Annotated in this window: 15 protein-coding genes; 4 read left to right on the top strand and 11 right to left on the bottom strand. The window is 65.7% G+C overall.

Annotated features, from left to right (window positions below):
- Positions 1 to 35 precede the first annotated feature (35 nt).
- Positions 36 to 797 (top strand): SDR family NAD(P)-dependent oxidoreductase, encoded by a 762-nt coding sequence (locus ON00_RS04970; protein WP_010403647.1) that lies wholly within the window; start codon positions 36 to 38, stop codon positions 795 to 797.
- 24 nt (positions 798 to 821) lie between these two features.
- Here the strand turns inward: ON00_RS04970 and ON00_RS04965 are convergent, their stop codons facing one another.
- Together ON00_RS04965 and ON00_RS04960 are read right to left on the bottom strand one after the other, a co-directional pair.
- Positions 822 to 1,538: an SDR family NAD(P)-dependent oxidoreductase gene (locus ON00_RS04965; RefSeq protein ID WP_010403646.1), complete on the bottom strand. Its 717-nt coding sequence runs from the start codon at positions 1,536 to 1,538 to the stop codon at positions 822 to 824.
- Complete coding sequence (locus tag ON00_RS04960) at positions 1,535 to 2,554, bottom strand: NADP-dependent oxidoreductase (RefSeq protein WP_010403645.1); 1,020 nt, start codon at positions 2,552 to 2,554, stop codon at positions 1,535 to 1,537. Before ON00_RS04960 ends, ON00_RS04965 begins: the two co-directional genes overlap by 4 nt.
- A 201-nt stretch (positions 2,555 to 2,755) precedes the next feature.
- Between ON00_RS04960 and ON00_RS04955 the strand changes: the two genes are divergently transcribed.
- Both ON00_RS04955 and ON00_RS04950 read left to right on the top strand, forming a co-directional pair.
- Positions 2,756 to 4,993 (top strand): TonB-dependent receptor, encoded by a 2,238-nt coding sequence (locus tag ON00_RS04955; RefSeq protein WP_281047981.1) that lies wholly within the window; start codon positions 2,756 to 2,758, stop codon positions 4,991 to 4,993.
- 70 nt (positions 4,994 to 5,063) lie between these two features.
- Complete coding sequence (locus tag ON00_RS04950) at positions 5,064 to 5,843, top strand: SDR family NAD(P)-dependent oxidoreductase (RefSeq protein WP_010403640.1); 780 nt, start codon at positions 5,064 to 5,066, stop codon at positions 5,841 to 5,843.
- A 13-nt stretch (positions 5,844 to 5,856) separates the two neighbouring features.
- Here ON00_RS04950 and ON00_RS04945 read toward each other — a convergent pair whose 3' ends face one another.
- From ON00_RS04945 to ON00_RS04930, 4 genes are all read right to left on the bottom strand, one after another.
- Positions 5,857 to 6,654: a ThuA domain-containing protein gene (locus tag ON00_RS04945; protein ID WP_010403639.1), complete on the bottom strand. Its 798-nt coding sequence runs from the start codon at positions 6,652 to 6,654 to the stop codon at positions 5,857 to 5,859.
- Between the two features lie 43 nt (positions 6,655 to 6,697).
- On the bottom strand, positions 6,698 to 7,126 hold the full coding sequence (locus ON00_RS04940; RefSeq protein WP_010403638.1) for a nuclear transport factor 2 family protein: 429 nt from the start codon (positions 7,124 to 7,126) through the stop codon (positions 6,698 to 6,700).
- 85 nt (positions 7,127 to 7,211) lie between these two features.
- Positions 7,212 to 7,565 (bottom strand): Rieske (2Fe-2S) protein, encoded by a 354-nt coding sequence (locus ON00_RS04935; protein ID WP_010403637.1) that lies wholly within the window; start codon positions 7,563 to 7,565, stop codon positions 7,212 to 7,214.
- A 44-nt stretch (positions 7,566 to 7,609) separates the two neighbouring features.
- Positions 7,610 to 8,662 (bottom strand): NADP-dependent oxidoreductase, encoded by a 1,053-nt coding sequence (locus tag ON00_RS04930; RefSeq protein WP_154651277.1) that lies wholly within the window; start codon positions 8,660 to 8,662, stop codon positions 7,610 to 7,612.
- 168 nt (positions 8,663 to 8,830) lie between these two features.
- Between ON00_RS04930 and ON00_RS04925 the strand changes: the two genes are divergently transcribed.
- Entirely contained in the window at positions 8,831 to 9,244 is a 414-nt protein-coding gene (locus ON00_RS04925) for a nuclear transport factor 2 family protein (RefSeq protein WP_010403635.1), read from the top strand.
- Positions 9,245 to 9,268: 24 nt separating this feature from the next.
- Here ON00_RS04925 and ON00_RS04920 read toward each other — a convergent pair whose 3' ends face one another.
- The 5 genes from ON00_RS04920 to ON00_RS04900 form a co-directional block, all read right to left on the bottom strand.
- Entirely contained in the window at positions 9,269 to 11,722 is a 2,454-nt protein-coding gene (locus tag ON00_RS04920; protein ID WP_010403634.1) for a PAS domain-containing protein, read from the bottom strand.
- A gap of 196 nt (positions 11,723 to 11,918) precedes the next feature.
- Positions 11,919 to 12,527, bottom strand: coding sequence for a helix-turn-helix domain-containing protein (locus ON00_RS19780; protein ID WP_010403633.1), 609 nt, complete (start codon positions 12,525 to 12,527; stop codon positions 11,919 to 11,921).
- Positions 12,528 to 12,620: 93 nt separating this feature from the next.
- Positions 12,621 to 13,250 (bottom strand): response regulator transcription factor, encoded by a 630-nt coding sequence (locus ON00_RS04910; protein ID WP_029622444.1) that lies wholly within the window; start codon positions 13,248 to 13,250, stop codon positions 12,621 to 12,623.
- Positions 13,251 to 13,306: 56 nt separating this feature from the next.
- Positions 13,307 to 13,930 carry a M17 family peptidase N-terminal domain-containing protein gene (locus ON00_RS04905; protein ID WP_010403628.1) on the bottom strand — a complete coding sequence of 208 codons (624 nt, stop codon included), beginning with the start codon at positions 13,928 to 13,930 and terminating at the stop codon, positions 13,307 to 13,309.
- Between the two features lie 215 nt (positions 13,931 to 14,145).
- Positions 14,146 to 17,196, bottom strand: a complete 3,051-nt coding sequence (locus ON00_RS04900; protein ID WP_010403627.1) for a sensor histidine kinase — start codon at positions 17,194 to 17,196, stop codon at positions 14,146 to 14,148.
- Positions 17,197 to 17,205 lie beyond the last annotated feature (9 nt).

The following is a 17,205-nucleotide window of genomic DNA, read 5'->3' as shown; positions in this document are numbered from 1 at the left end:
ACCAAAGACACGATCAGCGGGAAGAGGATGCAAGCATGGACCTGGGGCTCAAGGGCAAGAAGGTGATTCTGACCGGCGGCAGCCGGGGCATTGGCCGGGCGACGGTAGAGCTGTTCGCAGCCGAAGGCGCGGATATCGCCTTTTGCTCGCGCAATGCCGATCAGGTGGCGGAAGCCGCCGCCGCGATCGCCCGCCACGGCGGCAAGGTATTCGGGGACGCCTTTGACATGGAAAGCGGCCATGATGCGTATCGCGCATGGCTGCGCGCGGCGGCCGACCAGCTTGGCGGGTGCGACATCTTCGTGCCGATGATTTCGACCAGCGGTGCCGGGGCCACTGGCGATTGGCACAAGAGCCTCGATTACGACATTCTGGGCGCGGTGATCGGGGTGGAGGTGCTGGAAGAGGCGCTTGCCGCATCGGGCAGCGGCAGCATCGTCCTGTTGGCGAGCACGGCGGGGCTGGAGACCTTCATCGTGCCGCAAGGCTATAATGCGTTAAAGGGGGCACTGATCGTCTATGCCGGGCAGCTCAGCCAGGCGCTTGGCCCCAAGGGCATTCGCGTGAATTGCGTGTCGCCCGGCCCGATCAAATTTCCCGGAGGCAATTGGGAGGCGATCCAGGGCGCGATGCCCGAATTGCATGACAGCACCGAGGCGCAGTTCGCTTTGGGCCGCTGGGGTGGCCCCGAGGAAGTGGCGCCGACGGTGGTGTTTCTGGCGAGCCCGGCATCGTCCTTCACCACCGGCACCAATGTCGTGATCGATGGCGGGTACACCAAGCGCGTGCAATTCTAGCACGGGGGATGGCGGGGCGACGACCTACATGCGGGTCATCGCGCCGCCATCGACCAACAGGCCCTGACCGGTGATGAATCGGGCATCGTCGCTGATCAGGAAGGCGATGACGTCGGCAATGTCCTCGGGCTGGCCCAGGCGGCCGAGCGCGGCCTTGTTTTCCCAGTGGACGCGGTACTCGGGCATGGTGGTGAAGGCGGGGGCGGTCATCGGCGTGTCGATCGCGCCCGGCATGACGCAATTGGCGGTGACGCCCGCCGCCCCGAGTTCGCCCGCCAGTGCGCGGGTCATGCCGAGCACGGCGTGCTTGGATGTCGCATAGGCGACCAGCCCGGCGTCGCCAAAGGCCGAGGCGATCGATCCGATCGTGACGATCCGCCCGGCCGTGCTGCGCTTGAGCGGGCCGATCGCTTCGCGCAGCAGGCGGAACACCGCAGTCACGTTGACCGCAAGGACGCGCTCGAAATAGGCCTCGTCATGCCCTTCGATCGGGCAGAAGGCGCTGATCCCGGCGCAGGGCACGACGAAATCGAGCCCGCCCCAGCGCGCGACTGCCTGCTCGACCAGTTGCCGAGCCGAGTCCGGGTCGGTCACATCGAGCAGCAGGTCGACGTCGCCGGTAAGATCGGCGGTCAACACCTCCGCACCATCGGCGCGGAGGCGGCGGGTGGCGGCCGCGCCGATGCCGGACGCAGCCCCGGTGACGATGCCGCGCCGTCCGTACAGACACGGCGTCGTCATGCGATTTGCAACACGAGCTTGCCGGTGTTGGCACCGCTGAACAGGCGCATGAAGGCGTCATAGCTGTGCTCGATGCCGTGCTGGATGTCCTCATCGACGCGCAGCCGCCCTTCGCCGATCCACTGCGCCACCTGCGCGCCGCCCTCGGCAAAGCGATCGACATAGCCTGCGATCAGAAAGCCGTGGATTGTCGCCTGCTTGACGATGATCTGCCACAGATTGCGGATGCCGACCTTGTCGGGGGCGTTATATTCGCTGATCAGGCCGCACAGCACGATACGCGCGTGCAGCGCCAGGTTGAGCAGCACCGCATCCATCACGTCGCCGCCGACATTTTCGAACAGGACATCGACGCCGCCGGGGGCCGCCGTCGCGATGTCGGCGGAGAGCGCGGCGACCGATTTGCCCTTATAGTCGATCGCTGCGTCGAAGCCGTAATCCTCGATCAGGCGGCGACATTTCTCGGGGCCGCCGGCGATGCCGATCACGCGCATGCCCTGGATCTTGCCGATCTGGCCGACCATCGATCCGACGGCACCTGCCGCCCCGGTGACGACCAGCGTTTCGCCCGCCCGCGCTTGTCCGGCTTCGAGCAGACCGAAATACGCGGTCATGCCCACGGCACCCACGGCGGAAAGATAGCGCGACGGTCGATCCACGATCGCGATGTCGATCGCGCTGGTGAAGCCGCCGGGCAGGACGACCGAATAGTCCTCGATCGCGTTCAGCCCCAGCACCCATTGGCCGGGGACAAAACCGGGCAGGCGCGATTCGTGGACGATGCCGACGGTGGTCGCGCGGACCGGCTCGCCCAGCGTGATCGGCGGCATGTAGCTGGGCGCGTCGTCCATCCAGCCGCGCTGTGCGGGATCCAGCGAAATGAAGTGGTTGCGGATCACCATGCCGCCTTCGGGCGCAGTTGGTATCGCTTTGGTCTCAAGCCGGAAATCCTCCGGCTGCGGCGTCCCATGAGGGCGTCGGATCAGCAGAAATCTGCGGTTTTCTGGTTGGTTCACGCGGTGCTCTCCCTTGGCCCAAAGGGTGGCACAATCGGCTGATCCTGCACCTATGATTTGTTGCAGTAGGTTCTTTGGGCCCCACGGGCATAGGTTGTATGCAAGAAGAGGGAAGCAATCCCTCTCGCTAGTAGGGGAGGTTTTCCGATGAAGGGTGGCGCTTCGAAACGCGCGATTCTCGTTCTGCTTGCAGGAACGGGGATGCAATTCTTTCCGACCATGGCAATGGCGCAGACCGCGCCACAGCCGATCGCCGGGCAGGAGGATCCTGCGACCAAAACGGTTGGCGATGGCAACGAAATCATCGTGACGGCGCGCCGCCGCTCCGAAACCTTGCAGACCACGCCGGTGGCGATCACCGCCGTCAGCGCGGCGATGCTGGAAAACAAGGCATCGGTGAGCATCGCCGATCTGTCGGGCGCGGCACCGGGCTTGTTGATCACGCAACAGAATTCGGGCGCGCAGGCGGCAAACCTGTCGATTCGCGGGCTGACGTATGCCGATGTCGAGAAATCGCAGACGCCGACGGTGGGGGTCGTGGTGGACGGCGTGACGATCGGCACCAGCACCGGGCAGTTGCAGGACGCCTTCGATATCGAGCAGATCGAAGTGCTGCGCGGCCCGCAGGGCACGCTGTTCGGTGCGAACACGATTGGCGGTGTCATCAACATCCGGCGCACCAAGCCGACGATGAGCAACAGCGCCAAGTTCGAGGCGACCTATGGCCGCTGGAACAGCTGGAACACCAAGGCGGTGGTCAATGTCGGCAATGGCGGATCGCTCGGTGCCAAATTCTGGTATTTCCACAATGAAACCGACGGTTTCTATCACAATGCGACCACCAACGCGTCGAACGGCTGGAGCAAGGGCGACAATTACGGTGCAGCGCTGCGCTTCCAGCCGGTCGGATCGGGCTTCGACGCGATCCTGACGCTGGAGAAGGTCAGCCAGAAATTTGACCCCGTCGTCGCCAATATCGCGAATTCGAGCGACGTGTTTTGCGGTTTCGAACCGGCGCGCGAGTGCAATCGCAATACCAGGGGCGATCTGTACACCACCTTCGGCCAGCCTGCGGAGAGCCATTACAACGCCCCCGCCGCGACACTCGAAATGAACTACAATCTTGGCGGCACGATGCTGACGTCGATCACCGGCTGGCGGCATGCGCGCGAGAGCCAGACGCAGGATTTCGACGGCTCCTCGACCGATCTCTATTATGTCGACCGGCGGCAGCGCTACACGCAGGTCAGCCAGGAGTTCCGCGCTGCTGGCAAGATCCTGAGCAGCTTGGATTATGTCGTAGGGGTCTATTACTTCACGTCCAACTATGACCTGACGCAATGCTCGCGCGTGTTCGGCTTCAGCCCGACTACGCCGCCCTGCACGTTCGATACGAATGCGCAAAGCGTCTATGGCAAGACCGAAAGCTATGCCGGCTTTGGCGACTTCAACTGGGCATTTGCGAGCAAGTGGCGCTTGTCCTTCGGCGGACGCTGGAGCCACGATAACAAGCAACTGCGCAACAGCTTTGCCACCACCGGGCTGGTCGGCTCGGGCAATGTCAATTTCTCGAAATTCACGCCCAAGGTCGGGGTCGACTGGCGGCCCAACTCCGACCTGATGCTGTATGGCAGCTGGTCGCGGGGCTATCGTTCGGGCGGCTTCAGCCCGCGTGCGGCGACGGCCGCGACGGCGGGGACGCCGTTCGGCCCGGAGACCGTCGATTCCTACGAAATCGGGGCCAAGCTCGATCTGTTGCAGCGCAAGCTGCAGATCAACGTCGCGGGCTTCATCTCCGACTATAAGAACATGCAGCAGAATACGACGATCCCGGGCGGCCCGACCGGCAACCAGACGATCACCAGCAATGTCGGCGGTGCCACGATCCGGGGCATCGAGATGGACGCGACGCTGCGCCCGCTGAAGAGCCTTCGGATCACCGCGACCGCCTCGATCATGGGATCGCATTTCCGCAATTTCGTGGTGGGCAACGTCTATAATGGCGCGATCGTGCCGTTTGATTATTCGGCGAACAATCTGATCTACGCCCCGGATTTTTCGGGGTCGATCGACGCCGAATATAAGGTGCCAACGCGCTTCGGCAGTGTCGTCACCACGCTCGGGCTGCGCCACATCGCGCCGTATGACGAACAGATCTCGCTTGGAACGCTGACGGCGGTCAAGACCGGGAACACAGTGACGTCGGTGATCGTCAATGGCAACGATGCGCGGGTCCGCACGGCGACGCAGGATCTGCTCGACGCCAGCATGACGCTCAACTTCAAGCTGCAGAAGACCGACGCTTATGTGCGCGTGTTCGCCCGCAACCTGGCCGACATTCGCACCACCACGGCGGCCTTTACCGTCGCGGGTCTGTGGTCGTTCGCGTCGGCCCTGGAGCCACGCACTTATGGCGTGACGGTCGGCGTCAAATTCTAACCCCAAGTGCGTTCGGGGTGGCGGGCATTACGCCCGCCACCCCGCTTTTTTACGGAAACGGAGGCGATCTATGGCACGTCTGGCAGGCAAGGTAGCGTTGGTCACCGGGGGCGCTTCGGTTCCGGGGCTTGGCAGTGCAACGGCAATCCGTTTCGCGCAGGAAGGGGCGACCGTCTATCTCACCGATCGCGATCTCGCCGGTGCGCAGGCGGTGGCGGCGCAGATCACCGCCGCTGGCGGCCGGGCGACCGCGCTGGAGCATGATGTTACCAGCGAAGCCGATTGGGACCGCGTGCTGGCCGCGATCGATGCGGCGGAGGGACGGCTGGACATTCTGGTCAACAATGCCGGCATCGCGGTGTTGGGGCCGTTGGAGGACGTGACCGCCGCGGATTTTCTCCGCCAGAACGATGTCAATCTCAACAGCGTCTTCCACGGGTCGAAGCGCGCCCTGGTGATGATGCGGAGGCCCGGGGACGGCGGCACGGCGCGCGGTGGATCGATCATCAACATCTCGTCGGTGGCCGGGCTGATCGGCGTTCCGGGATGTGGATCCTATGCCGCCTCCAAAGGCGGAGTCCGCCTGTTTTCCAAGGTGGTCGCGCTGGAGGGGGCCGCCGATGGCGTGCGCTGTAACAGCGTGCATCCGGGTATGATCGCCACCAACATTCAGGGCGTCGCGCTGGAAGATAATGCCGCGAACTTCGATGCGGTGATGGCGTTGATCCCGATGGTCCGCATGGGCGAGCCCGAGGATATCGCCAACATGAACCTGTTTCTGGCATCGGATGAATCGCGCTACATTACGGGCGCGGAATTCGTGGTCGATGGCGGCATGACCGCGCGCTGATCCGCCCGCCGCCTTACGCGGCGGGTGCCGCGACCCAGCGCAGTGCGTTTTCGACCAGCCGACGATAGTTCGGGCTGTCATAGGCTGACGGGCCATCGCCCGGCTGAAGGTAAACCAGGCGGCTGTTGATGGCCCTCTTGGTCCAGCCGATCAGGTGCGATCCGGGTGGGTGATCCCAGCCATCATTGGCGAACATCCGCCCCTCCATCGCCTGCGCGGCGGACCAATAGGCGTCGCGGTGCGTGCTGGCGTCGCTGATCAGAAGCGGCTCTACATCGTCCTCGAACACCTCGGCGAGGTAGAGTTCGTCGGTGAGCGCGAAGCGGTGGGCGACGCCTTCGGTGACCGGATGGGGGCAGGTCGTCGCGGTATAGGAAACGTCGTGGCGATAGCCACTGTCGCGGCAGGCGCGTCCCCGCACTGTTGCCGGGCGATAGAGGAACTGCCCGCCCAGCCAGTCATGGTATTCGCTCCAGTCGGGCCAGCCGGCCAGCGCGTGGTGCAGCGCGACCACGCCCTTGCCCTGCTCCAGCAGCGCGCGGAAGCCGACTTGCAGCGCAGACGAGGGAGCGATGATACCGGGGCGGGGGTCGGCGTCGAAATCCAGCCCCGGCATATCGTACAGCACCAGAGCGTCGAAATCGCGCATCCCGTCCGGGTTCATCAACAGGGCTGCGGCCGGTTGATCGACCATCGTCGCGGAGATGCCGGGCATCGCCTGGAACATTGCGTCGAACGCGCTGCGATCGAACGGATGGCCGCGCACCGCGACCAGCGCGCGCAACGGCGCGTGATAGTGGATGACCGGCATCAGCGCGCGCTCCGCAGGTTTGGCGCGCGTCGGCGCGCGATGCTCACAGGCCCTTCTCGCCGATCTGGCGGTGGATATTGCGGAAGGTGCGGCGTTGGAAAAACCATTGGCCGTCGATCTTGACGCACGCGTCGTCATAGCGGCCCCGGTCACGGTGGACGCCGTCGGGCCAATCATAGACTTCGGCCGTGTAGGAGCGCAGCACCGCCGTATCGCCGGTCACCTCAATGCTGCCGGGCCAGGCTTCGAACATGATACCGGGATAGTGTTTCATCGCCTCGACCCACATCGCGACGATCGCATCGCGTCCGCGCGTGGTGCCGATGTCGGGATAATCGGGAAGCGACCATTCGCCATCCTCAGCCCAGGTCGCGCCCCATGCCTCCGCGTCGCAGCGCGTGACCGCATCGGCATAGGTTTCGAGCAATTCGCGCAGCGCCAGGCGATCTTCGGCAGGGCCGGTAAAGGGCATCGTCGCTCTCCCAGATTATGGTCTTTTGGGGAGCATAGCGCCATCGCGGCCCGCCAACGCCTAGCCGATTGGACAGGCGTGGGCGTCAGGGGCCGACCGGGGTTTCGTCCATCGCCGGTGGGGTCTGTGGCACCGCGACCTCCACCATGCCGTCGACCACGCGCAGCTCGAACCGGCGCAAGGCTGGGTAGGCACCGCCGATGCAGCGGCCATCGGCCAGATCGAAGCGCGCGCCGTGCAGCGGGCACATCAGCGCGCCGCGCCGGATGCGCCCGGCCGACAAGCGCGCCGCCGCGTGGGTGCAGCGATCGTTGACCGCCACCAACTCGCCGTCCGAGCGCGCCAGCAGAATGTGCCAGCCGCCCACGACATGGACGCGGATGGCACCGTCTTCGATATCGTCCGCCGTGCCCAGTTGGTGCCAGCTCGTCTCGGTCACGCAGTGTCTTCCTTTCCCACGTCGCTCGATCGTCGGTTTGTGCGCTAGCATTCTGCCGCGCAATCGAGATCGACCAGCGTCTTGCCCATGGTCTGCCCCTGCATCAAGGCGATGAAGGCACGCGGCAAGCTGTCGAAGCCATGCTGCACGGTTTCGATCAGCCGCAACTGGCCCTGTGTGTGTAGCCGGTCGAGCATGGCCTGCGCCTCGCTCAGGCGATCGGCATAATCATAGGTCAGGAAGCCCTGCATCTTCAGGCGTTTCACCACCAATTGCCACAGCGTGGTGACGCCGTGGGGATGGTCCGCATCATTATATTGGGCGATCATGCCGCAGACCGCGATGCGGCCCTGTTCGCGCATGCGCGGCAACACCGCGTCGAGCGTGGGGCCGCCGATATTGTCGAAATAGACGTGGAACCCCTGCGGCGCTGCGGCATCAAGCGCCGCGCCAAGATCGGCGCAGGCGCGGTGATCGATCACGGCATCCGCACCGAGCGCGCGGACCAAGGCGACCTTATCCGCGCCGCCAGCAATGCCGACGACCCGGCATCCGGCGGCCTTGGCAAGCTGGACCACGGTACTGCCGGTCGCCCCGGCGGCGGCGCTGACCAGGACGGTGTCGCCTGCGGTGGCTGCGGCCACCGCGAACAGCCCGACCCAGGCGGTGAGGCCGACCGGGCCGAGTGCGCCCATATAGGCGCGCAGCGGCACCGTGTCGGCGGGCACGACACGTTCCAGCCCCAGCGCATCGGGGGTGATGAGAAAATGATCCGACCAGGTGCCGAGCACGCGGACCAGCGTTCCGACCGGCCAGTCGGCATGGCACGACATGACGATCTCGCCCAGCGACATGCCCGCGACCGGCGCACCGATTGCGACCGGTGGCAAATAGCTGGGGCGATCGTCGAGAAAGCCACGGATCGCCGGATCGAGCGAGGCGACGCGCATCCGCACCAGCATCTGCCCGTCCGCCGGGGTCGGCATTGGCACCTCGCGATAGCCGAAGCAGCTTTGCTCGGGCACGCCGGTCGGGCGGCGCAGCAGCACGATCTGGCGCGCGTGGGACGCGAGCGACGGGGCCGATGGGTCGGGCATTGCGGGCATTCCCTCTCATGTTCCGGCATCGTCGTTGGGCGAGGCTCTCTTCGACAGCCGGTCTAGTCGTTCGCGCCAGCGGGGACATTCTGGCCTTTTCGCTAGGTGCGCTGCGGGGCCGGGAGGGTGGATGGTGTCACCAGACCACGATCGATCGAGGATATCGCGATGACCCCCGACCAGATGATCGCCTTTGTCGAAGAGCTGTATGCGCTGACCGGTGCTGGTGAATGGGAGGCCGCCGCCGCGCGGCTGACCGACGATTTCGTCGCGATCGAGGCGGACGGATTGCCGATGGCGGGGCGCTATGAGGGGCGCAACGGTTTGAAAGAGCTGTTCCTCAAGGTGATGGACATGATGGACGTGGTCGCGATGGAGCGCGTGGAGACGACGGCGGGCCGCGACCATGCCGTCACGATCCTTTCGCTGCGCTTCGCCGACCCTGCGTTGGCACCGGCGGAAATCTGTGAAGTCTTCCGCTTTCGCGACGGCAAATGTTGCGAGATCAAGCCGTTTTACTTCGACCCGGCACCCGTGATCGCGGCCGTCGCCGCGAAACGCGCTGAGCGCTCCATAGCGTAGCGCCCATCGTCCTTGTTTTGCGCGTCAGGGCCGTCGGGCCTGGCGGATCGCCTCGGCCAGCTCGGCCTCGCGAAACGGTTTGGTCAGCCGGGGAAGATCGGCCGAAATCCCTTCAACCTCGGCGTAGCCGGACACGATCAGCACCGGGATATGCGGCCAGCGTTCGCGGATGACGAACGCCAGATCGGCCCCCGACATGCCCGGCATCAAGTGATCGGTGACGACCAGATCGAACGGCTCACCGCCCGCCAGGCGCTGTTCTGCCTCTGCCGCGGCGCTGACCTCAACCGTCTCATAGCCGAGATTTTCCAGCATGTCGGCGGTCGCCATGCGCACCACCGGCTCGTCATCGACCAGCAGCGCCCGGCCCCGCATCACGGGCATGGCGCTGCCCTGCGCGATTTCGATGGGGGATGCGGCGAGGTCGGGCGCGGCGCTGATCGGGAGGACGAGATCGATCCGCGTACCGAGCCCAACCTCACTGGAGATGTGCATCGATCCGCCAAGCTGTGAGGCGAGGCCATGCACCATCGACAGGCCAAGGCCCGTGCCCTTGCCGATCCCCTTGGTCGAATAAAACGGTTCGACCGCGCGGCGCAGCGTCTCCTCGTCCATGCCGGTGCCCGTATCGATCACCGACAGTGTTACGAAGCCGGGATCGATCGAGGTCTCGTCGGGCGATGCGATTCCGGCGCTGGCCGCGATCGTAATCGTTCCGCCGTCGGGCATGGCGTCGCGGGCGTTGACGCAGAGATTGAGGATCGCCATTTCCAACTGGTTGGCATCGGCCAGCGCGGGCGGAAGGCCCTCGGCCAGATCGAGCCGAACCCGGATATGCGGCCCCGACGTGCTGTCCACCAAATCCGACATGCCCCGCACGAGTTCGCCGAGATCGACTGCGCCGGATTGCAACGGTTGCCGCCGCGCAAAGGCGAGCAAGCGTTGCACCAACGTCTTGGCGCGTTCGGCCGATTGCAGAGCCCCTTCGACCAGCCGCGTTTCGCGGTCGGTCAGCGATGCCTTGCGGTGGATGAGGTCGAGGCTGCCCATGATCGGCGTCAGCAGATTGTTGAAGTCGTGCGCGACGCCGCCCGTCAACTGGCCCATCGCCTCCATTTTCTGCGACTGGCGGAGCGCTTCCTGCGCGGCCTCCAGCTCGGCCTTAGCGCGCAGGCGGGCGCTGATGTCGCGCGCGTGGTGGAACGCGCCAATCACGCGGCCCTCGGGGTCGCGGAGCGGCGAATAGAGGATTTCCCAGCGCGGCGCGTCGATCTTGGGGTCGCCAAACGCTTCTTCGACGGTGAAGCATTCGCCCGTCAGCGCGCGCGTCATTTGGTCCTTCATTTTCGCGCGCTGTTCGGGAACGAACAGTTCGTAAAAGACATCGCCAAGCTTGGTGTAGAACCCGTTGACGCGGAAGAACTCGTCATTGTGCGCCTTGTTGAAGGCGATCAGCCGATAGTCCTGGTCGAAAGCGCAGATGGAGGTTGCATCGGATTGGATGATGTTTTCGTGCAGGAGCAGTGCCTGCGTGCGCTCCACCACCGTCGCTTCAAGCGTGGCGTTGAGCCGCGCCAGCGCATCGCGGTCGCGGCGGCGCTCGGTAATGTCCTGCACGATGCCGACCATGCGGAGCGCCGCGCCGCTATCGTCGCATTCAAGCTCCGCCCGGCGCTCGAGCCAGCGAAGCTCGCCCGTATCGGCCCGGCGGACGCGATATTCGACGTTGAGGTCTGCCCGCTCCGATGGTCGCGTCGTGGCCTTGGCGATGATCGCGGCGTCTTCGGGCACGACCAGATCGTCGATCATCGCCGCCGGAATACTGGGCAGCGGCTGCAAGCCGAAGAGTTTGAAAAATTCTGCGGTTCCCGTCAGCGTGCCCGTGCCGAGGTCGATGGCGAACAGGCCGACTTGTCCCGCCTCTTGCGCGCGCTGCAAGCTGCGCTGGGATTCCTCCAGCGCCATGTCGGCCTGGCGCTTCGCTTCGGTTTGCAGCACCGTCGCGGTGGTTTCGTTGGTCAGGCACAAGACCCCGGCAACCGATCCGTCATCCCCGAAAACGGGCGCGTAGGAGAAGGTCCACCACGTTTCTTCCGGGGTGCCCCAACGCGCCATGGGCACGGGCATGTCGATCATCTTGCTCGACCGGCCGGCCAGCGCGGCCTCGAACATCGGCTCGATTGAGGGGTAGGCGTCGGCCCAGAGCTGGTCGAACCGCGCGCCCATCGCCGTGTTGAGGCGCGGGCCGAGGATTGGGGCATAGGCATCGTTGAAGAAAAACGTCTGATGCGGCCCCCACACCAGATACATCGATTCCGGCGAGCCCAGCAGATAAGCAAGCCAGGCGTTGAGCGTGATCGGCCATTGCGCGCGCGGGCCGAGCGGATGCGTATCCCAATCTACCGCAGCAATACGGGCCGCTGCAGTGTCGATGGCGTCCTCCGCAGGTTTTTGCTCGTCCGCGCGCTCCAACGTCATACCCTGCGTCTGAAGGAATACAGCGGTCGTGGCTGCCCCGTGCCGGTTATCGCCGGGCAGGGGTGTAATGCAATCGCGGACTTTGCAAGCACGTGCGTGCCGGTGCCGCGCGTTGGGGGGCGCGGGGTGGCCCCGTGCCGGGGCCGATCGCGCTTCCGCGACGATCTCTGGGGGAGGGGTTATATCGTTTGCTACCTCAGGCGGCAGCGCTGCCAAGCTCCCCGCGTTCAAACATGTGGGACCACGTACGCCGCCACGAAAGCGGCGTGTCGCCGACCATGCGCCGGAACAGGCGGGTGAGATGCGCCTGGTCGGTGAGCCCGCAGGTGCAGGCGATGTGGCTCAACGAGTCCTTGGTCGTCAGCATCAGGGTTTGCGCACGCCGAATGCGGCGGCGGATCAGGAATGCGTGCGGGGTCTCCCCCACGGTAACCTTGAACGCACGGCAAAAATGGCCGGTGCTCAGCCGCACGACCCCGGCCAGGCCGTCCAGCACGATCGTATCGCCCAGGCGTTCCTCGACATAGTCGCTCACCCGCTGCAACTGCCACGGGGCCAGACCGCCCCGCGTCATGGTGCCGACGTTGGTTTCGTCGGGAAGGGCTGGAACCAGCAGTTTTTCGATTGGCCGGTGGCTGCCATTGCCAAACACCAGCGCCAACCGGTCGAGATAGCGGCGCGCGGCGCAGGGATCATGCTCGATCATGCGGCGCGCATGGTCGATCAGTTCGGCCGGATTCGACGACCACAGGCCGTCCGCGCAAACGCCGGAAGGATCAAGGCTTCTAGGATCGCGGAGCAGCATGGGGGCAGCGTACGGCGCTGCTGCGGGGGTGGTAATCCCTAAGGGGTATGTCGATTGCCCCCCTTTCGGGTGGCGGGTGCCCGGGGCCTGCCGCTACAGGTCGATCAGGCCGCGTTTGGCAGCGATCGTCACCGCGTGGGTACGGTCCGATGCGCCCAGTTTGGCGAAGATCGCTTTCATATGGGCCTTGATGGTGTCCTCGGATACGCCGAGTTTGGCCGCGATCTGCTTGTTGGAATTGCCGTGCGCGGCCAGCGACAGCACGCTGATTTCGCGCTCGCTCGGCGCATCGGCGACGAGATGCAGCGCGATGTCGGTGGCGACATCGGCGTCGAGGTGCTTGCCGCCAGCGTGCACCGACCGGATTGCCTGCAGCAGTTCCTTGCGCAAGCTGGTCTTCAGCAAATAGCCGGCCGCCCCCGCACGCAACGCGCGCAATGCATGGGCGTCCCCCGCATAGGTGGTCAGCACGATGATGCGGGCCTTGGGCGAGCGTTCGCGGATCGCGGCGATCGCCTGGTCGCCGCTCAGATCAGGCATTTGCAGGTCCATCAACACGATGTCCGGCAGCAATTCGCGATACCGGATAATCGCGTCGGTCCCGCTATCGGCCTCGCCCACCACCTGCATGTCGGCTTGCGTCTCGACCACCGCACGCACGCCTTCGCGCAGGAACGGATGGTCGTCGACGACGAGGATGCGGATCGGCGAGGAGGGCGACAGACAAACGGTTCCGGTGTGAAAAAGCGCGGGTATGATCGGCGCTCTCGTCTCTTTGTTCAAGGGGCTCGCCCCGGCGGCATCTCGCGCGCCAGGTCGGCATAAGCGCGAGCGAAGGCGGCATGGGTCGCGGTGAGGTGCGCGGCCCCTGTGCAGAAGACCCACAGCTTGAGATCGAACCGGCGCGGATACGCGTCGAGCGCCGAGAGCAACCCTCTCAGCATCGCCATCGCCACCCCGGCGGCGTCGATCACGGCAATCCCGCTGTCGAGCAAGCTCGGCGCGAACGAGGCAGAGACCGCACCGCGCCGCAGCGCTTCATTGGTCGCCGCGCTCATCGCTGTTTCCAGCATGGCGGGCGACCAGCTTTCGGGATCGCCCATGCCCACGAGCAGAATGGTGGAGGCCGCCACGGGCAAACGCGGCGTCGAAAGCGCGAGGATCTCGCCCGGCGCTGCGTTGAACACGCCATCGCCGCGCAGCCGCATCACCGCGCCGCCAACCGCCCGGTCGAGGTGGCGCAGCCCGCCCACCGCGCCGTCGGGCGACAGTTCGTGCGTGAATACACCCGCCGCCGCCAAATCGACCGCTGCGGTAACGGCGTCGTTCGGTGCCACGGCGATGCCAACCCCCGCCCATTCGCCGATCGGCATCGCGTCGTTCGAGGAGGTCGGTTCTTCCATATAGGAAACTCACGCGATCAGGGGGCGATGTGCAGGGGTGGGGCTACCGGTAAGCGACGAGGGCCGGTGCGGCGGAGAATGGGTGCGCGACGGTTGAATAGCTTGTACAAAAATGCGGTGTTTTGGCATTTCCGCGCGCGGTGCCGCTGCGCAAAGCGCAGGAAAATATTCGGTTTCTTTTGCGTGATGATGGCAAGGCGACAGGCGGCTGCGCTTTACGAAAGCGGGTTGCCGCCCGAGCGCCCCCGCAGGTGCGCGAGCCATGCTGCTGCGGTGTCGGTCGCCCTTTGGAGAACCGAGCGCGGCCGCGCATAGGCGATTCGCGCGGGAACGGTAATCACGACTTCGGCACCGCCCCCGTCACGATTGGACAGCGTCAGCACAGCGGCGAGCTTTGCCGCGCGCTCGCGCATGCCGGGCAGGCCGAAATGACCCGGTTTCGCGCCTTGCTCGAGGATCCTGGCGCTAAAGCCGCGTCCGTTGTCGCGAACCGACATCCGCATGCTCCACCGCGTGAAATCGAGCGTAACGGTCGCGTGGGTCGCTTGCGCATGCCACAGCGTGTTGGTGAGGGCTTCGCGCGCAATCGCGGCCAATTCATCGATCACTGGATCGCACAACGTGCGGGGCAGGCCCTGCTCGACAATCTCGATCGTCAGGCCGTCCCCAATCTGACCGGCAATGGCGTGCAGCGCCGATTGCAAGGTCGTGCGGTTCTCCGGTCGCAAGTTGCGCACGCGGTCGCGCCCTTCCAGCAGGACGTCGTCGCCCCGCTCAAGCGCGGATTCGAGCATGTCGTGCGCGCGGCTGTCCGGTGCCAGAATGTTGCCGACCGCCTGGAAGCGCAGCATCATCGCTTGCATCCCCTGCAGCAGCGTATCGTGCAGTTCCCGCGCGATCCGCTCGCGCTCGGCAACCTGCGCTGCGATCAGGCGGCGCGTGCGCTCCTCGATCGCACGTTTGCGGATGCGGTACAGCCCGGCCAAAATCATCCCTGCGATGGCCGCCACCGCCACGCGGAACAGCCATGTCTGGTAAAAGGTCGGCGCTACCGTAAGCTCGATCGAGGCCCCGCGCGTGTTCCAGACCCCGTCGGCGTTGGCGGCAATCACTTGAAACGTCCAACGCCCCGGCGCGACATTGGTATAGGTCGCTTGTCGGCGCTGGCCTGGGTCGACCCACGCCTCATCGACGCCCGACAAGCGATAGCGAAACTGCACGCGATCCGGATCGAGCAGGCTGAGCGCGGCATAGTCGATCTGAATACGCCGCGTGCCAGCGGCGATGGTAAGATTGGGTGCGAGTGCGACCTCCCGCCCATCGGCGGAGACGGAGCGGATCAGCACGGGCGGCGCGGCTGGGTTGGGCTTCAGGCGGTTGGGGTCGATCCAGGCGATACCGTGGCTGGCGGCAAGCCAGATCCGCCCGTCGCCGCCGCGGAGGGCGGTCGAATAGCTCGCATCCTGCTGCGCCGCGCCGGGCACGCCGTCTGCCATCGTAAACAGGCGGTAGGCGAGCGGGCGACCGCTGGAAAGCGTGCGGGCGAGCGCGGCTTGCGTGGTCTGCACGACGCCGCGCAGTCCGCTCAGCCACACGATATCCCCCGCGCCACGGGCGATGCCGGTGATGCCGACCAGGACGGGAAAGCGATCTGAGGTCAGGCTTTCAAACCGATCGCCACGACCGATGGCGAGGCCGCTATCGCCACCGACCAGCACCGCGCCCTGCTCCGTTTCGCCTGGCACGACGATGTTGATCCTGCCGACATCGACCCCGCGCGAAATCGGTGTGCACACGCCGCGCGCGCACCCGATCAAACGATCATCGGCGTAGAACCACCGACCGACCGCTCCGGTGAAGGGAATTTCGAGCTTGCGGTCGAGTGTCGGCACACCCGTGCTGCGGAGCAGCCGCCATCCCCCATGGACGGGTTGCAGCACGCCTTGCCCGCGCACGGCGATGGTCGGGGTGCCGTCCTTATCCCGCGACCATGTCGCCATCCTGCCGGACAGCACGGGCAGACCGAGCGGGACCAGCCGGTCGCGGTGCAAAACGAAGAGATGGCCGCGTTGTTCGACGATCAACCGATTGCCGTCGGCCGCGATCGCGGCCGGTGGGGAGGCGAGGTGCAGCACCGGAGATAGCGAGCCATCGCGGGCGGCGCGTGTCAGCGTCTGCGTCCGGGTCACGACATAGATCGTGCCATCCGCCAGCACCGTCTGCAGATAGGCCTTGTAAGGGGAGGGGCCAAAGGCGTCGGCCCGGACCACGCGCGCGCGCCGAAAGCGGTCCAGCCCCAAATTGGTGCCGACCCAGATCGCCCCCTCGCGATCCTCGAACACCGGGACGGCGGCGTTGGCGCTCAGGCCCTGCCGGTCTGCCCACTGCTCGGCACGGGCGGTGGTGCCATCGGCCGGAGGCAGCAGACGGCTAACACCGCCTTTGCCGCCCGTCCACCATAGCGTCTCCTGGCGATCGATCAGCGCGCGTTTGATCTCGGGCGTGCCGCCCGGCAGCCAGAAGGCGGGCAGCCCGAGCGACGTCTCTTGGTAGACTGTCTGGCCCGCGCGTGGCACGCCGGTGTGGAGGATGGCGATGCCGCCGCTCCGCGTTCCGACCAGACGATCCCCCGGTTGCGCCCATGCGACGGGCGTTAGCGCGGTGTCTCCGGGGCGCAGGCGCAGGATCTGCCGTTCGGTGCTGGCCCAGACCGTGCCGTCGCGCGCCGCAATCAGGCTGCCAAGCTTGCCCGGAACAACCCGGCTGTCATTGGGAATCCAGCGCCAATGCGCGCCGTCGAAACGCGCAAGATGCCGTGGACCGCGCCAAAAGCCTGCCCATACGGTTCCATCCGGGCCACGGGTAAAGCGATCGACCGAATCATTGGCGGCACCGAAGCCGGTCAGCGTCCCGTTGCGCAAGCGCGCGATCTGGCCGTCATAGGAGCCAAGCCAGAGATCGCCATCGTCGGTTGCGAGCAAGGCGGTGATGTTGCGGCTCGGCAGCTTGCCGATGCGGGGACGAATTTCCTCGAAGCGGATCCCGTCGAAGCGATAGAGTCCGCCGCCAGTGCCTAACCACAGGAAGCCGTCTGCCGTCTGGGCGATCGCCCAGATATCGGGTGGCGCGCCGTCCTCGATCGTCCAGTTGCTGTGATGGAATTGTTCGGGCGCACGGCTCGGCCCCTGCGCGCAGACCGGTCGGGGCAAGGAGAGCAGAAGAGCGAAAAGCGCCCCGAACAGAAGGGCACGGGCGCAGCCGCTCATGCGCACGGG

This window comes from Sphingomonas echinoides ATCC 14820, from assembly GCF_000241465.1.
Lineage (GTDB): Bacteria > Pseudomonadota > Alphaproteobacteria > Sphingomonadales > Sphingomonadaceae > Sphingomonas > Sphingomonas echinoides.
This window is presented reverse-complemented; position numbering and strand designations above follow the sequence as displayed.

Bases quoted from the DNA above. Each gene is read 5' to 3' on its own strand.
- ON00_RS04970 (WP_010403647.1), top strand. From the start codon at position 36: ATGGACCTGGGGCTCAAGGGCAAGAAGGTGATTCTGACCGGCGGCAGC.
- ON00_RS04965 (WP_010403646.1), bottom strand. From the start codon at position 1,538: ATGACGACGCCGTGTCTGTACGGACGGCGCGGCATCGTCACCGGGGCT.
- ON00_RS04955 (WP_281047981.1), top strand. From the start codon at position 2,756: ATGCAATTCTTTCCGACCATGGCAATGGCGCAGACCGCGCCACAGCCG.
- ON00_RS04950 (WP_010403640.1), top strand. From the start codon at position 5,064: ATGGCACGTCTGGCAGGCAAGGTAGCGTTGGTCACCGGGGGCGCTTCG.
- ON00_RS04945 (WP_010403639.1), bottom strand. From the start codon at position 6,654: ATGCCGGTCATCCACTATCACGCGCCGTTGCGCGCGCTGGTCGCGGTG.
- ON00_RS04940 (WP_010403638.1), bottom strand. From the start codon at position 7,126: ATGCCCTTTACCGGCCCTGCCGAAGATCGCCTGGCGCTGCGCGAATTG.
- ON00_RS04930 (WP_154651277.1), bottom strand. From the start codon at position 8,662: ATGCCCGACCCATCGGCCCCGTCGCTCGCGTCCCACGCGCGCCAGATC.
- ON00_RS04925 (WP_010403635.1), top strand. From the start codon at position 8,831: ATGACCCCCGACCAGATGATCGCCTTTGTCGAAGAGCTGTATGCGCTG.
- ON00_RS04920 (WP_010403634.1), bottom strand. From the start codon at position 11,722: ATGACGTTGGAGCGCGCGGACGAGCAAAAACCTGCGGAGGACGCCATC.
- ON00_RS19780 (WP_010403633.1), bottom strand. From the start codon at position 12,527: ATGCTGCTCCGCGATCCTAGAAGCCTTGATCCTTCCGGCGTTTGCGCG.
- ON00_RS04905 (WP_010403628.1), bottom strand. From the start codon at position 13,930: ATGGAAGAACCGACCTCCTCGAACGACGCGATGCCGATCGGCGAATGG.
- ON00_RS04900 (WP_010403627.1), bottom strand. From the start codon at position 17,196: ATGAGCGGCTGCGCCCGTGCCCTTCTGTTCGGGGCGCTTTTCGCTCTT.